The following is a 13,914-nucleotide window of genomic DNA, read 5'->3' on the forward strand; positions in this document are numbered from 1 at the left end:
GGGTTCCGGAAGAACCCCGAACCTGCCCGTAGGGGACTACCCCGAAGCGGCCAGGCGCTTACGCCGGGACGATGTTCACCAGCTTCGGTGCGCGCACGATCACCTTGCGGATCCCCGCGCCGTCCAGCGCCCGGACGACGTTCTCGTCGGCCAGTGCCACCTTCTCCAGCTCCTCGTCGGAGATGGACGGCGGGACCTCCAGGCGGGCCTTGACCTTGCCCTTGATCTGCACGACGCAGGTCACGGTCTCGTCCACGACGTACCGCGGGTCGGCGACCGGGAAGTCCTGGTGGACGACCGAGTCGGTGTGGCCCAGACGGCGCCACAGCTCCTCGGCGATGTGCGGGGCCAGCGGCGCGACCATCAGCACCAGCGGCTCGGCGACCGGGCGCGGGACCGCGCGGCCCGCCTTGGTCAGGTGGTTGTTCAGCTCGGTGACCTTGGCGATGGCGGTGTTGAACCGCAGGCCCTCCAGGTCCTGGCGGACGCCGTCGATCGCCTTGTGCAGGGCGCGCAGCGTCTCCTCGTCGGGCTCGGCATCGGAGACGGTGACCTCACCGGTCGCCTCGTCGACGACATTGCGCCACAGCCGCTGCAGCAGCCGGAACTGGCCCACCACCGCGCGCGTGTCCCACGGCCGGGAGACGTCCAGCGGACCCATCGCCATCTCGTACAGGCGCAGCGTGTCGGCACCGTACTCGGCCGCGATCTCGTCCGGAGTCACCGCGTTCTTCAGGGACTTGCCCATCTTGCCCAGCAGGCGACTGACTTTCTGGCCCTGGTAGTAGTACTCGCCGCCCAGCTCCTCGACCTCGGCGGCGGGCACCGCGATGCCGCGGCTGTCGCGGTAGACGTAGGCCTGGATCATGCCCTGGTTGAACAGCTTGTGGAACGGCTCCGCGGAGGAGACGTGCCCCAGGTCGTACAGGACCTTGGACCAGAAGCGGGCGTACAGCAGGTGCAGCACTGCGTGCTCGGCGCCGCCGACGTACAGGTCGACACCGCCGTGCGGCCGGCCCTCGCGCGGGCCCATCCAGTACTGCTCGATCTCGGGGTCGACCAGCTTCTCGCTGTTGTGCGGGTCCAGGTAGCGCAGCTCGTACCAGCAGGAACCGGCCCAGTTGGGCATGGTGTTGGTCTCGCGGCGGTACTTCTTCGGTCCGTCGCCCAGGTCCAGGGTGACGTCGACCCACTCCTCGTTGCGGGACAGCGGGGTCTCGGGCTGGGTGTCGGCGTCGTCCGGGTCGAAGGTGCGCGGCGAGTAGTCCTCGACCTCCGGCAGCTCCAGCGGCAGCATCGACTCGGGCAGCGCGTGCGCGATGCCGTCCTCGTCGTAGACGATCGGGAAGGGCTCGCCCCAGTAGCGCTGACGGCTGAACAGCCAGTCGCGCAGGCGGAAGTTGACGGTGCCCTGGCCGATGCCCTTGCGCTCCAGCCACTCGGTGATGCGCGCCTTGGCGTCGACGACGCCCAGGCCGTCCAGCCTGATGTCGTCGTTGGAGGAGTTGATGATCTTCGCGTCGTACGACCCGAAGGCGTCCTCCCACGTCGACGTGTCGGTGCCACGGCCGTCGGTCGGCTCGACGATGCAGTGGATCGGCAGCTCGAAGGCGCGGGCGAACTCGAAGTCGCGCTGGTCGCCCGCCGGGACGGCCATGATCGCGCCGGTGCCGTAGCCCATCAGGACGTAGTCGGCGATGAAGACGGGGATCCGCTCGCCGTTGACCGGGTTGGTCGCGTACGCGCCCGTGAAGACGCCGGTCTTGTCCTTGGCCTCGGCCTGCCGCTCCACGTCGGACTTGGCGCCGGCCTGCGCGCGGTACGCGGCGACGGCCTCGGCCGGGGTCGCGTGCCCGCCGGTCCACACGTCGTGGGTGCCCTCGGGCCAGGCGTCCGGGGTGAACTTGTCGACCAGCGGGTGCTCGGGCGCCAGCACCATGTAGGTCGCGCCGAACAGGGTGTCGGGCCGCGTGGTGAAGACCGTGATGTGCTCGCCGTCGATCGGGAAGTCGACGCGGGCGCCCTCGGAGCGGCCGATCCAGTTGCGCTGCTGCAGCTTGATCGCCTCGGGCCAGTCCAGCGCCTCCAGGTCGTCCAGGAGGCGGTCGGCATAAGCGGTGATGCGCATGTTCCACTGGCGCAGCTTGGACTTGAAGACCGGGAAGTTGCCGCGCTCGGAGCGGCCCTCGGCGGTGACCTCCTCGTTGGCCAGCACGGTGCCCAGGCCGGGGCACCAGTTGACGGGCGCGTCGGAGGCGTAGGCCAGGCGGTACTCACCCAGGATGTCGGCGCGCTCGGCGGCGCTCAGCTCGTTCCACGCGCGCCCGTGGTCACCGGGTACGGCGCGCTCGCCGGACTCGAACTGGGCGATCAGCTCGGAGATCGGGCGGGCCTTATTCGCCTCGTCGTCGTACCAGGAGTTGAAGATCTGCAGGAAGATCCACTGGGTCCACTTGTAGTAGTCCGGGTCGATCGTGGCGAACGACCGACGCTTGTCGTGGCCCAGGCCCAGCCGGCGCAGCTGGACCTTCATGTTCTCGATGTTGGCCTCGGTGGACACACGCGGGTGCGTGCCGGTCTGCACGGCGTACTGCTCGGCGGGCAGGCCGAAGGCGTCGAAGCCCAGGGTGTGCAGCACGTTGTGGCCGGTCATCCGCTGGAAGCGGGCGAAGACGTCGGTGGCGATGTAGCCCAGGGGGTGGCCGACGTGCAGGCCCGCACCGGAGGGGTACGGGAACATGTCCATGATGAACTTCTTGGGCCTGGCGACCAGCTCGGGGTCGCCGGCCAGATCACCGCTGGGGTTCGGCGCGGCGTACGTGCCCTCGACGTCCCAGAAGTCCTGCCAGCGTGCCTCGATCTCGGCCGCCATGGCGGCCGTGTAGCGGTGCGGCGCTGCCTCCGCCGACGTGGCAGCGGCGGCAGCGGGGTTCGTCTCGCTCATGATCCTCAAAGCTCCATCGGTCGTCTCTGCCTGCGGCTGTTTCGGGAAACGAAAAATCCCCTCACGCAGGAGGGGATGCCGCGCCGATGCCGACCATCCGGTTCGCCCGGCGGTCGGGACTGATCAGCGCGGCCCGCTAAGCAGAAGGCGTACGGCACGCATGGCGTCAGGGTACCGCAGGCGTTGAGCAAGACGCGACGCGCTTACGTATGCCTGGTCGACATGCCTGATGGACACAGACAAGAACTGAACCAAGGTCAATGGTTACTTCGCGTAACGCCCACCAAGGGACATCGCAACAACCATCTTGCCCTTTGATAACAACGCAATAACTCAAACCTCGTACTGATCGGTATGGCGCCGCTTAGAGTTCGGCAGCGGGACCGCTTTCCCGAACTGCTCGGAGTTGCCCCCATGAACCCTCGTCGTAGTAACAGCTCGCTCCCCAAGCCCGGCCGGTCGGCCTATGGGGTGGCGACGGCTGTCATCCTGCTGCTCATACCCGTGGTGGTGTTGAACGGAGGCAGCTGGCTCCAGGACTTCCTCAACTTCGGTGCGGGCGTCCTCTCCCTCGTCACTCTCACCTGCTCGGTGATCTGGGGCCTGGTGGCCCAGGACCGGCTCATCCTCGACATCCGCCAGCGGATCATCGCCCAAGGCATCCACCGGATCACCGCCGTCGCCTCGATCGCGTTCCTCTTGGTGCACATCACCATCAAGCTCGCCCTCGAGCACACCGTCCTGATCGCCGCGCTGATCCCCTTCAGCCTCGGCGTCTCGGGCAGTGGGGGGCTCATCGGCCTCGGCTCCCTGGCGGGCCTGCTCATGATCTTCGTGGGCATCACAGGCGCGCTGCGCAACCAGTTCGCGTCCCCGGCTCCGGTGGCCGCGCGCTGGCGCGCGATGCACATGCTGGCCTACCCGGCCCTGTGCGCGGCTCTCATCCACGGCCTCTTCGCGGGACGCCCGGCGAAGACGTTCTTCATGGTGTCGTACGAACTGTGTCTGATCGGAGTCATGGCGGCCCTCGCACTGCGTGCCGCGCCGCGCTCCTTCAAGCGCAAGGTCGCCGACCGGATCGTCGCGATGATCGGCAACTCGGAACGTTCGGGCCTCGAGAACCTGGACGCGAGCCGGGCCCGGGTGGCGGAGGCCTCGTCCGGCCTGCCGGGTTACGAGAACCAGCGCCCCACCAAGTCCTCGTTCATGGACACGGCGGCATCGCCCGCCGCAGCCGCGTACGGCGCCGCCCCGGCCGCCGAGCCCGCCTCCGGTTTCGCGGCCGCCTACCGGGCCGTACAGACCCCCTCGCAGCCCATGCAGCCCTCCGCCGCCGGCCAGACCGCACGCATGGACCTGCCGATGGACATGCAGGCCACCTCGGCGATGCCGCGTATGGACGGTCCCTCCAGCACGTCGGGCAGCTGGCCGATCCCGTCCCCGCCGCCGGTCGGCGAGGCGCCGCCGTCGGCCTACGACCCGCTCCAGGACACCGGATACAACATCCCGGTCTATGGCAATTCGGGCGGCGGCGGGTACGGCGGAAGTGACGTGTACGACACCGGTGAGACGAACGCGCGCTACGGCACGTACAACCCGAACGACACGTACAACAGCGGTCCCGCCAATGAACCATCCCCCGGCGCGTCCTTCGACACGCCGGGTTCGGGCGAACCTTGGAACACGCCTTCCGGAGGCTATAGGTGAACGAGGCCCTGCCCGACGTCCCAGAAGTCCGCGTGGTCGGCCTTCCGCAGCTCACGTCGGGCTTCGACCTTGTCGAACGACTCGATCTGCCCATGCACCTGAAGGTGCACGGGCCGCTCGAACCCCTGGGCGGCGAGAAGCTCGCCCAGCTCTCCGAACGGATCAACCTGAAGGGCCGCGGCGGCGCGGGTTTCCCCTTCCACAAGAAGCTGCGCTCGGTCGCCGACGCCGCGATCAAGCGCGGCGTGCGGCCGGTCGTCGTCGTCAACGGAAGCGAGGACGAGCCGGCCTGCCGCAAGGACACGGTGCTGATCAACCGTGCCCCGCACCTCATCCTGGACGGAGCGCTGCTGTGCGCCGAGGCCCTGGGTGCCCGCACGCTCGTGGTGGGGGTCACCCGTGAGTCCACACAGCGCTCCATGGAGGCCGCCCTCGCCGAGCGCGGCCTCAGCAACGGCCGCAGGTCGGCACTGAAGGCGTTCGTGCAGCGCAACCCGGTCCGCATGGTCACCGGCGCCGCCGCGTCACTGATCCGCTCGATCGACGGCGGCCCGGCGATCCCGCCCGGCCGCAAGACCAGCGCCTCGCAGAACGGCGTCGGCGGCGTGCCCACGCTGCTGTCGAACGCCGAGACGTTCGCCCAGCTGGCCATCGCCGCCCGCATCGGCCCGGAGCGCTACGGCAACACCGGCCTGTACGACGAGCCCGGCACCGTCATGCTGACGGTCTCCGGCGCCGTCGCCCGCCCGATGGTGATCGAGGTCCCCACGGGCGTGCCGCTGCGCTACGTCCTCCAGCTGGCCGGCGCCCCGCCGGTGCCGCAGGGCGTCCTGACCGGCGGCTACCACGGCAAGTGGATCGACGCGGCGACGGTCAACGAGGCGATCGTCTCCCGCAACTCCCTGGACGCGGTGGGCGGCGCGCTCGGGGCCGGCGCCATCCTGCCGATCACTCAGGAGACCTGCCCGCTGGGCGAGTCGCTGCGGGTGGCCCAGTGGCTGGCCGAGGAGAGCGCGGGACAGTGCGGTCCCTGCTACCTCGGTCTGCCGGCCGCCGCGCGCGGCATGGAGGACATCCTCAACGGCGGCGGACCGGCCGCCCTGGAGGCCCTCAAGCAGGTCGCCAAGAACGTGAAGCGGCGCGGCGCGTGCTCGCACCCGGACGGATCCGCGATGTTCCTGGAGTCCACGATCAAGGCGTTCACCGACGACCTGGCCGCGCACGTCCTCGGAAACGGCTGCGGAAGGCCCGTGGAGGGCGTTCTGCCGCTCTTCGAAGGCGGCAGGATGCCTACGGGCATCCCGGGCGGCGGCGAGCCGGAGGACACCAGCGGAAGCCGTCAGAAGATCTACGTGGACTGGACGCTGTGCCGGGGCCACGGCCTGTGCGCCGACATCCTCCCGGAGGTCTTCCAGCTCGGCGCCGACGGCTTCCCGACCGTCGCCCAGGCGAAGGTGCCGCAGTACGCGGAGGCGAAGGCCCTGCGTGCGGTGCGCCGCTGCCCGGCCCTGGCGCTGCGCATCGAGGAGGACACGCGCTCGCAGGCGCCGTCCCGCAACCTTCCGGTCCTCTCCCAGGGCCGCGGCCGCCGCGCCCTCGGCCGCTGAGCACACGTACGGCGGGTCACCCGGTTCGGGTGACCCGCCGTCGGCATACCCGGACCGATCCGGCCGGCACGCGTGCACGAACAAGGTCCGCACACGACGAAGGCGGATCATCCGATGGGATGATCCGCCTTCGACTTCTGTGGAGCTAAGGAGAATTGAACTCCTGACCTCCTGCATGCCATGCAGGCGCTCTACCAACTGAGCTATAGCCCCTCGCGTCATGCGGCTGACCCGCATTTCCGCTGTGTCCTCCGGGTTTCCCCGGCGGCGACGCCAACATTACACGGTCGAAGGGGTGCAGCACCAAACCGTTTCCGTTCTGTACGGATTCGGGCGCTAGTGTCGGTCTTCGTGACCGTGATCGCGTTCTCCGGAGCCCGCCGTCGTGTGCCGGTCGCCCTCGGGGCGTGCCTCTTCTCCTTCACGGCGTTCTGGTTGGCGCAGCGCGCCGCGCACGTGTCGATGGTCGACCTGATGGTGTACCGGGCCGAGGGGGCGGCCGTCCGCGCGGGAAGGGACCTGTACGCGCTGCGGACGACCGCGGCGCACCTCCCCGCGACGTACCCGCCCTTCGCCGCCCTGCTGTTCACTCCGCTGACGCTCCTGGACACCCCGCACCTGCGCGCGTCGGCGACGGCCGTGAACCTCGCCCTGCTGGTGGCGTTCGTGCGGCTGTCGCTGAATCTCGTGGGGCACGCGCGCATGGAGAGCGTCTGGTGGGTCGCCGCGGCGGCCGTGTGGTGCGAACCGGTGTGGACGACACTGCGCTACGGACAGGTCAACCTGCTGCTCGCCGTCCTGGTGCTGTGGGATCTGTCACGCCGCCCGCACGACGGCCGGGTCCGATGGGCCGGGTCCGGGCTCGGGCTCGCCGCGGCGGTCAAGCTGACGCCCGCGCTGTTCACCGTGTTCCTGCTCGCCACCGGAGCCGTGGCATGCCTCAAGGGCGGCGACGGACGGCCCTGGCTGCGGCACGCGCGCGGGGCGGCCGCCGCCTTCGCCGGCGCGACGCTGCTCGCGGCGGCCGTCCTGCCGTACGAATCGTGGCGCTTCTGGACCCGCCTGGTGTTCCGCACGAGCCGGGTGGGACACACCGAGGAGACCGCCAACCAGGCCCTGCGCGGCGTTCTGGCGCGTCTGCTGCACTCACCCGACCCGGGAGCCCTCTGGGTCGCTGTCGCGGCCCTGGTGGCCGCTGCAGGGCTGTCGGTGGCGGTCGTGGCGGAGCTACGGGGCGACCGGGCGTGGGCGGTGGCCGCCTGTGCGGTCACGGCGCTGCTGATCAGCCCGGTGTCCTGGTCGCACCACTGGGTGTGGTGTGTGCCACTCGTGCTGCTGCTGTGGGCGCATGGGTACCGGGCGGCCGCCCTGGGCACGCTGCCGGTCTTCTGCTCGTACGCCCTGTGGTGGGTGCCGCACGGGCCGGGGCGGCCCGAACTGCACCAGGGCGGCGTCGAGTTGACGTTGTCCGCCCTCTACGGAGGGGCCGGTCTGGTCTTCCTGGCGCTCGCCGGACATCGTTGCCGAGGCCCGGCCGGGGTCAGGCCGTGACGAACGAGTAGAACCGCTTGAGCGTGCAGTGCTCCTCGAGGAGCCGGCCGTAGATCGGCTCGCCCTCCAGCTCACGGTACGTCTCGATCGGGTCGCCTTTTATGATCAGCGCCCGCGCGCATTCCTCGCACCAGTACTGGTAGTCGGGGTTGATCGGCTCCATGTCACGGACGATGGGTGTACCGCTCCCGCACCAGTCGCACTTTCGCCTGTGTGCACCCATCGATCAGCTCCAGCTGTGGCCGCAGGCCGTGCACACGTAGGAGATCCCGCCGTTGTCGCCGAGGACCTGGGCCACATGGGCGGAACCGCAGGAAGGGCAGCTGAGACGGGTGGCCGTGTCCCGTATCAACGCCGCATCGAGGAGGTGGCCGACCTCCTCGAGGATGCTCGCAGGCATCGCTACTCCCTCCCGTCGGGCCACGCCCCCTTCCGGCCGTTTGATTCTGCCACGGCCGGACCGATACGGTCAGCGACGCCTCAGTACCAGTCCGGACACGGCCCCCACTGCGGCCGTCCCGGCCAGCGCCCACATGCACGCCGAAAGCGCCTCCGCAGAGGTATACGCCGCCGGGGCCCCAACTGACTCAAGGCGGTTCAAGAACAGTGTGCCGAACGCCGCTACGCCGATCAGCTGACCGAGCTGGGTGACCGTCGCCAGCAGACCGCCGGCGTCCGCCGCGTCCTGTGGCCGCACCGTGGCCAGCGCCCCGGTGAGGGTCGGGCTGAAGGCGAGCGCGAGCCCGACACCCACGCCGGCGAACGCGACGAACAGCCCCGCTCCGCCGTCGCCGCCGCCCCTGAACGCGAGACCGACACCGGCCACCGACACGGCGGTGAGCGCGAAGCCGCCCGGGGTCAGCGCCCGTCGCCAGGAGGCGGGCCAGTTCCGCCAGGTCAGCCCGACCACGCCGAAGACGACCGCGGTCGGGGCGAAGGAGAGACCGGCGCGCAGCGCGCTGTAGCCGAGGCCTCCCTGGACGTGCAGCGTGAGCGCGAACAGGAATCCGGCGTTGACCGCCATGACGGCCAGGATCCGGAACACGGCGAGGCCCATCCCGGGGTGCCGCAGCACCCGGGGCACGATCAGCGGGGCGCCGCCGCGCCGGGCAAGCCGGGACTCGTAGCCGCAGAACAGCACGAAGAGGACCACGGAGGCCGCCAGCGACAGCCAGGCCCACAGCGGCCAGTCCTCCTCCTGCCCCAGTACCAGCGGCACCGTGAGCAGGGACACGGAGGCGCCGAGCAGTACCAACCCGGGCAGGTCCAGTGCCCGCGCCGCCTCGGGCCCGGCTCCCCGGCCCATCGGCAGGACGCGCCTGCCGAGCACCAGCAGTACGGCGCCCACCGGCACGTTCACGAGGAACACCGGCCGCCAGCCGGTGCCGAGGAGGTCGGCGCTGACCAGGAGACCGCCGACCGTCTGCCCGGCCGCCGCGCCGACGGCGAGGACCGCCGAGTATGCGCCGAGCGCCCGGGCGCGGGCCTCGCCGGTGAAGGTGCGCTGGATCAGGCCGAGCACCTGCGGGATCATCACCGCCGATCCGGCGCCCTGCACCAGCCGGAACACGATCAGCTCGGTGGAGCCCCCGGCCAGGCCGCAGGCGAGCGAGGCGGCGGTGAAGAGGGCGAGGCCGGCGAGGTGGACGCGGCCGTGGCCGAGCCGGTCGCCGAGCCGTGCGCCGGTGATCAGCAGGACGGAGTAGGTGATGGCGTATCCGGCCACCACCAGCTGCAAGTCGGCGCCCGACGCGTGAAGTTCGGAACCGATGGCGGGCGCCGCCACGTTCACGATGAAGACGTCGAGGACGGCCATGAACTGGGCTGCGAGCACGACCGCGAGCAGCAGCCGGGACCGACTGTCAGTGCTGGGTGTTTCACTGATGGCAGGGCTCGGAGCGGGCGCGGGACCTGGTCCCGCACTGGATGTCGTCGTCATGCGAACGAGCCTGGCGACGCGCCGATACGGGTGCCGAGAGCCCGTCGATGCTGGTACTTACAGCACCTGGCAGCGGGCGGGCCGGGTGCCGACGATGAGAGACGTGACGACGGGGGACGTGACGATGAGGACGACGCAGCGCCGTCGGCCGGAGCTGGCCGCCTTCCTGCGCAGCAGGCGTGCCCGGGTGACACCGGCCGACGTCGGCATGCCACCAGGGCTGCGCAGGCGCACGCCCGGACTGCGCCGGGAGGAGGTCGCCCAGCTCTCGGGCGTGGGTGTGACCTGGTACACATGGCTGGAGCAGGGCCGGCCGATCAACGCGTCCGCGCAGGTCCTGGACGCGGTCGCACGCACCCTGCGGCTGGATCCGCCGGAGCGGGAGCATCTGTACCGGCTGGCGGAAGTGCCGTTCACCACGGCCCCCGAGGGTCTGCCACGGACGGTCGGACCGGAGGTGCAGGGCATCATCGACGCCCTCGACCCGCTCCTGGCGGTGGTTTACAACTCGCGGTACGACATCCTCGCCGCCAACCCGGCCTACCGGGATCTGTTCGCGGTGCCGGCGACCCTCAGGATCCGTGTGCCGAACGTGCTGTGGTCGCTGTTCACGGTGCCGGAGGAGGCCAGCCCGGTGGTGCACCTCGAACGCGAACTGCCCGTGATGGTGGCCACACTGCGATCCTCCTACGGCAGACATGTCGGCGAGCCTGCCTGGGAGGACTACATACGCTGGCTGTCGGCGGCCAGTCCGTACTTCGCCGAGCTGTGGGCGAGGGGTGCGGTGACGCCGCCGGGGCCGCGGGTGAAGACGTTCCGTCATGAGGCGGTGGGCGAGCTGCGGATGACCTCGCAGTCGCTGTCGGTGGACGGGATGCCGGAGTGCCGGATCGTGGTCTACACGCCGGAGGACGAAGAGGCGCGCGTGAAGCTCGCGTTACTGAGGGAGCGCAGACAGCGGCTGTGGCCGCCGTTGGAGGAACAATCAGTCGAGCTCATCCGCCGGTGGAATGCAGAAAATCCCGCCCCCTGAAAGGGACGGGATCCTCATCACCGATCTTTGACAACTCAAAAGAGTGCCGATCTGTGGAGCTAAGGAGAATTGAACTCCTGACCTCCTGCATGCCATGCAGGCGCTCTACCAACTGAGCTATAGCCCCTCGTGTTCTTTCCGCTTGGCGGGCCGAACAAGAAGAACTTTAGCCTGCGACCTGCCGGAAAGTGAAATCCGGGGTCCCGGGGCCCTGGAGACGCTCAGTCGTCGTCGCCGAGGACGGGCTCCGGGAGGGTGCCCGCGTTGTGCTCCAGGAGGCGCCAGCCGCGCACGCCCTCGCCGAGGACGGACCAGCAGCAGTTGGAGAGGCCGCCGAGGCTCTCCCAGTGGCGGGCCTCCAGCCCGAGGAGACGCCCGATGGTGGTGCGGATGGTCCCGCCGTGGCTGACCACCACGAGGGTGCCGTCCTCGGGCAGCTTCTCGGCGTGCCGGAGCACGATGGGGGCGGCGCGGTCGGCGACCTCGGTCTCCAGCTCGCCGCCACCGCGGCGGACCGGCTCGCCGCGTTTCCACGCGGCGTACTCCTCGCCGTACCGGACGATGATCTCCTCGTGCGTCAGCCCCTGCCAGACGCCCGCGTAGGTCTCGCGCAGGGCTTCGTCGCGGGTGACGTCGAGGCCGGTGAGGCCGGCGAGCTCGGCGGCCGTGCTCGCGGCCCGCTGGAGGTCCGAGGAGACGATCACGTCGGGCTTCAGGGAGGCGAGCAGCCGCGCCGCGCGCCGGGCCTGGCCGACGCCGGTCTCGGTGAGCTCTACGTCCGTGGAACCCTGGAAGCGGCGCTCCACGTTCCAGGCGGTCTGGCCGTGCCGCCACAGGATGATGCGGCGGCCCCGGCCCTTCCGGTCGGACACCTCACCTGTGGCGCTCATCACCACTCCCCGTCCAGGGCGGCCGCGTCCTCGGCGGCCCGCAGCTTGGCGTGCTCCTCGGCCTTGCCGCGGGTGGCCTTGGCGTCGGCGGGCAGCTCGATCTCGGGGCAGTCCTTCCAGAGCCGCTCGAGGGCGTAGAAGACACGCTCCTCGCTGTGCTGGACGTGCACGACGATGTCGACGTAGTCGAGCAGGACCCAGCGGGCCTCGCGGTCGCCCTCGCGGCGCACCGGCTTGGCGCCGAGCTCCTTCAGGAGCCGCTCCTCGATCTCGTCGACGATCGACTTGACCTGGCGGTCGTTGGGCGCGGACGCCAGCAGGAAGGCGTCCGTGATCGAGAGCACGTCGCTGACGTCGTAGGCGATGACGTCGTGGGCGAGCTTGTCGGCGGCCGCCTGGGCGGCGGTGTTGATGAGCTCGAGGGAACGGTCGGTGGCGGTCACTACATGGCTTTCCGTCGGCGGGCACTTGACACCAAGGGTCTCACGGACCGCCGAGGGCACCCCACGTGGTTATCGGATCACATGGGGTGCCCCGGCCGTGCTCAGGAGGAGGACGGCTTGTAGTTCTGGCCCAGGACCACCGATACGTCGGCGTTGGAGGACACCGTGCCCTTCGTCACGGAGGCGGCGGGCAGGCCCAGGGTCTTGGCGACCTCGGTGGCGTTCTCCTTGTCGGCGGCGTCGGAGTAGATCACCTTGGACGTCGCCAGGGCGCTGGAGGCCGTGCCGCCCTCCAGGAAGGTGAAGCCGCCGTTGAGAAGCACCACGCGGGCCTTCTCGGTGTTGTCCTTGACGCCGGTGGCGTTCTGGACGGAGACGCGGACGGCGGAGCCCGCCTCGGGGCTCTTGGCGGTGCCGCCGAGTACGTCCTTGACCACGCTGGAGCTGGTCTGGGCGCTCAGTGTGCCGTCGGTCTGGACGGGCAGCAGCGCCGTCTTGTAGTCGCCGCCCTTGGCGAGGTCCGCGAGCTTGGCGAGGAAGGTGCCCAGGTCCTTGTCGGTCAGGGAGGGGTCGAGGATCTGCGCCAGGGTCTGCACGGTGATGGTGGCGGCCGAGGCGTCGGAGGACATCTTGCGCAGCACACCCTGCATGACCTGGCCGAACCGCTCCAGCTGGGCGTTCTGGGACTCGCCGGAGGCGCGGTAGGTGGCGTAGGCGACGGCCATCTTGCCGCTGAGGGTCTGGTCCTTGCCCTTGTGGACGAGGAGTGTGGCGCCCTTCTTCTTCGCGGTCGGGTCGGGGACGTCGGCGTCGGTGTCGATGTCGATGTTGCCGACCAGCTCGACGAGGTTCTGCAGGTAGGGGGTGTCCAGGCGCCAGGTGCCCTCGATGTTGGTGCCGAGGACGGTGTCGAGCTGGTCGCGGGTCCCGGAGGAGCCGTCGTCGTCGACCGACTTGGCGAGGGTCGTGGTGGTGCCGTTGTCGTCGGTCAGGGCGAGGGAGTTGGGCAGCAGGACGGTGGTGCCCTGCTTGGTGGTGGTGTTGTCGACGAGCAGCGCCGTGGAGGTGCCGCCCTTCGAGGTGTTGTGCAGATGGACGACGATCACGTCGCGGTTCTGGGCGGCGGCGGACGTCGTGGTGCCGGACTTGGCGCCGGAGGAGGACAGGCCGGGCAGCTTTCCGGCGTACCAGAGGTAGCCGACGCCGCCGACCGCGACCAGCGCGAGGACGACCACGAGGGCGGTGAGCCGGCTGCGGGCACGGCGGCGGGCCTCCTCGCGGCGCTCGGTGCGGTTCTCGGTGAAGTTCAGCCAGTCGATGACGTCCTCGGAGTCCCCGTCGGGGGCCTCGACGAAGGCGAACTGCTCGGTGTGGTAGTCCCGTTCACGGGTGGACGGGGCGTCCGGTTCCTGCTCCTCGGCGGGGCCGGGCTGCTGCGGGATGTAGGGGGTCTGTTCGGCGACCCGGGGCTGCTGGCCGCTCGCCGCCGCCTGCCCGTAGGGGTCGTACGGCGGGGTCTGACCACCGCCGGTGCCGTACGGGCCGTAGGAGGCCGTCGGCTGCTGCCCGGTGTCGTAGCTGTCGTACGACGGCGCGGCCTGCTGCTGCCCGGTGGCGTACGGGTCGTACCCGTAGCCCGGCTGCTGATACTGGCCGTACGTCTGCTGCTGTGCCTGCTGTGCCTGCTGTGCCTGCTGTGCCTGGATCTGGCGGTACACGGGCTGGCCGTACTCGTCGTAGCCCACGAGCTCGTACTGGTCGCCGCCGTACCCCGCGTCGTATCGGTCGTTCACCGGTGCC

General features: G+C 70.2%; 11 protein-coding genes and 2 tRNA genes. 4 read left to right on the plus strand and 9 right to left on the minus strand.

Annotation, left to right across the window (positions count from 1 at the left end):
• Window positions 1–58: 58 nt before the first annotated feature.
• Window positions 59–2,944 carry a leucine--tRNA ligase gene (leuS, locus tag ACIPSA_RS03945; RefSeq protein WP_402628437.1) on the minus strand — a complete coding sequence of 962 codons (2,886 nt, stop codon included), beginning with the start codon at window positions 2,942–2,944 and terminating at the stop codon, window positions 59–61.
• 414 nt (window positions 2,945–3,358) lie between these two features.
• Between leuS and ACIPSA_RS03950 the strand changes: the two genes are divergently transcribed.
• Window positions 3,359–4,651 carry a cytochrome b/b6 domain-containing protein gene (locus ACIPSA_RS03950; RefSeq protein ID WP_402628439.1) on the plus strand — a complete coding sequence of 431 codons (1,293 nt, stop codon included), beginning with the start codon at window positions 3,359–3,361 and terminating at the stop codon, window positions 4,649–4,651.
• Window positions 4,648–6,258, plus strand: coding sequence for an NADH-ubiquinone oxidoreductase-F iron-sulfur binding region domain-containing protein (locus ACIPSA_RS03955; RefSeq protein WP_402628441.1), 1,611 nt, complete (start codon window positions 4,648–4,650; stop codon window positions 6,256–6,258). Before ACIPSA_RS03950 ends, ACIPSA_RS03955 begins: the two co-directional genes overlap by 4 nt.
• 140 nt (window positions 6,259–6,398) lie before the next feature.
• Here ACIPSA_RS03955 and ACIPSA_RS03960 read toward each other — a convergent pair.
• Window positions 6,399–6,471: transfer RNA gene (locus ACIPSA_RS03960), tRNA-Ala, on the minus strand.
• Window positions 6,472–6,609: 138 nt separating this feature from the next.
• On the opposite strand from ACIPSA_RS03960, the gene ACIPSA_RS03965 reads away from it, so the two are divergent.
• Complete coding sequence (locus ACIPSA_RS03965) at window positions 6,610–7,809, plus strand: glycosyltransferase 87 family protein (RefSeq protein WP_402628443.1); 1,200 nt, start codon at window positions 6,610–6,612, stop codon at window positions 7,807–7,809.
• On the opposite strand, the gene ACIPSA_RS03970 is transcribed toward ACIPSA_RS03965, so the two are convergent.
• The 3 genes from ACIPSA_RS03970 to ACIPSA_RS03980 form a co-directional block, all read right to left on the minus strand.
• Window positions 7,799–8,032 (minus strand): hypothetical protein, encoded by a 234-nt coding sequence (locus tag ACIPSA_RS03970; RefSeq protein ID WP_006136074.1) that lies wholly within the window; start codon window positions 8,030–8,032, stop codon window positions 7,799–7,801. The genes ACIPSA_RS03965 and ACIPSA_RS03970 overlap by 11 nt on opposite strands.
• Window positions 8,033–8,035: 3 nt before the next feature.
• On the minus strand, window positions 8,036–8,209 hold the full coding sequence (locus tag ACIPSA_RS03975) for a hypothetical protein (RefSeq protein WP_402628445.1): 174 nt from the start codon (window positions 8,207–8,209) through the stop codon (window positions 8,036–8,038).
• Between the two features lie 69 nt (window positions 8,210–8,278).
• Entirely contained in the window at window positions 8,279–9,748 is a 1,470-nt protein-coding gene (locus tag ACIPSA_RS03980) for an MFS transporter (RefSeq protein WP_402628446.1), read from the minus strand.
• A 94-nt stretch (window positions 9,749–9,842) separates the two neighbouring features.
• Here ACIPSA_RS03980 and ACIPSA_RS03985 point away from each other — a divergent pair, with 94 nt between their 5' ends.
• Complete coding sequence (locus ACIPSA_RS03985; RefSeq protein ID WP_402628447.1) at window positions 9,843–10,781, plus strand: helix-turn-helix transcriptional regulator; 939 nt, start codon at window positions 9,843–9,845, stop codon at window positions 10,779–10,781.
• 54 nt (window positions 10,782–10,835) lie between these two features.
• On the opposite strand, the gene ACIPSA_RS03990 is transcribed toward ACIPSA_RS03985, so the two are convergent.
• From ACIPSA_RS03990 to ACIPSA_RS04005, 4 genes are all read right to left on the minus strand, one after another.
• Window positions 10,836–10,908 (minus strand) — tRNA-Ala (locus ACIPSA_RS03990).
• 94 nt (window positions 10,909–11,002) lie between these two features.
• Window positions 11,003–11,671 carry a histidine phosphatase family protein gene (locus tag ACIPSA_RS03995; RefSeq protein ID WP_402628449.1) on the minus strand — a complete coding sequence of 223 codons (669 nt, stop codon included), beginning with the start codon at window positions 11,669–11,671 and terminating at the stop codon, window positions 11,003–11,005.
• Window positions 11,671–12,114, minus strand: coding sequence for a ribosome silencing factor (gene rsfS, locus ACIPSA_RS04000; protein WP_402628450.1), 444 nt, complete (start codon window positions 12,112–12,114; stop codon window positions 11,671–11,673). The genes ACIPSA_RS03995 and rsfS overlap by 1 nt, the downstream gene beginning before the upstream one ends.
• A gap of 101 nt (window positions 12,115–12,215) precedes the next feature.
• Window positions 12,216–13,907 (minus strand): LCP family protein, encoded by a 1,692-nt coding sequence (locus ACIPSA_RS04005; RefSeq protein ID WP_402628452.1) that lies wholly within the window; start codon window positions 13,905–13,907, stop codon window positions 12,216–12,218.
• Window positions 13,908–13,914: the final 7 nt, after the last annotated feature.

Origin of the sequence: Streptomyces sp. NPDC086549 (assembly GCF_044746205.1) — a bacterium.
Lineage (GTDB): Bacteria > Actinomycetota > Actinomycetes > Streptomycetales > Streptomycetaceae > Streptomyces.

What these genes read in the sequence shown, in the direction of transcription:
- leuS (WP_402628437.1), bottom strand. Translation starts at nt 2,944, where the DNA reads ATGAGCGAGACGAACCCCGCTGCCGCCGCTGCCACGTCGGCGGAGGCA.
- ACIPSA_RS03950 (WP_402628439.1), top strand. Translation starts at nt 3,359, where the DNA reads ATGAACCCTCGTCGTAGTAACAGCTCGCTCCCCAAGCCCGGCCGGTCG.
- ACIPSA_RS03970 (WP_006136074.1), bottom strand. Translation starts at nt 8,032, where the DNA reads ATGGGTGCACACAGGCGAAAGTGCGACTGGTGCGGGAGCGGTACACCC.
- ACIPSA_RS03975 (WP_402628445.1), bottom strand. Translation starts at nt 8,209, where the DNA reads ATGCCTGCGAGCATCCTCGAGGAGGTCGGCCACCTCCTCGATGCGGCG.
- ACIPSA_RS03980 (WP_402628446.1), bottom strand. Translation starts at nt 9,748, where the DNA reads ATGACGACGACATCCAGTGCGGGACCAGGTCCCGCGCCCGCTCCGAGC.
- ACIPSA_RS03985 (WP_402628447.1), top strand. Translation starts at nt 9,843, where the DNA reads ATGAGAGACGTGACGACGGGGGACGTGACGATGAGGACGACGCAGCGC.
- ACIPSA_RS03995 (WP_402628449.1), bottom strand. Translation starts at nt 11,671, where the DNA reads ATGAGCGCCACAGGTGAGGTGTCCGACCGGAAGGGCCGGGGCCGCCGC.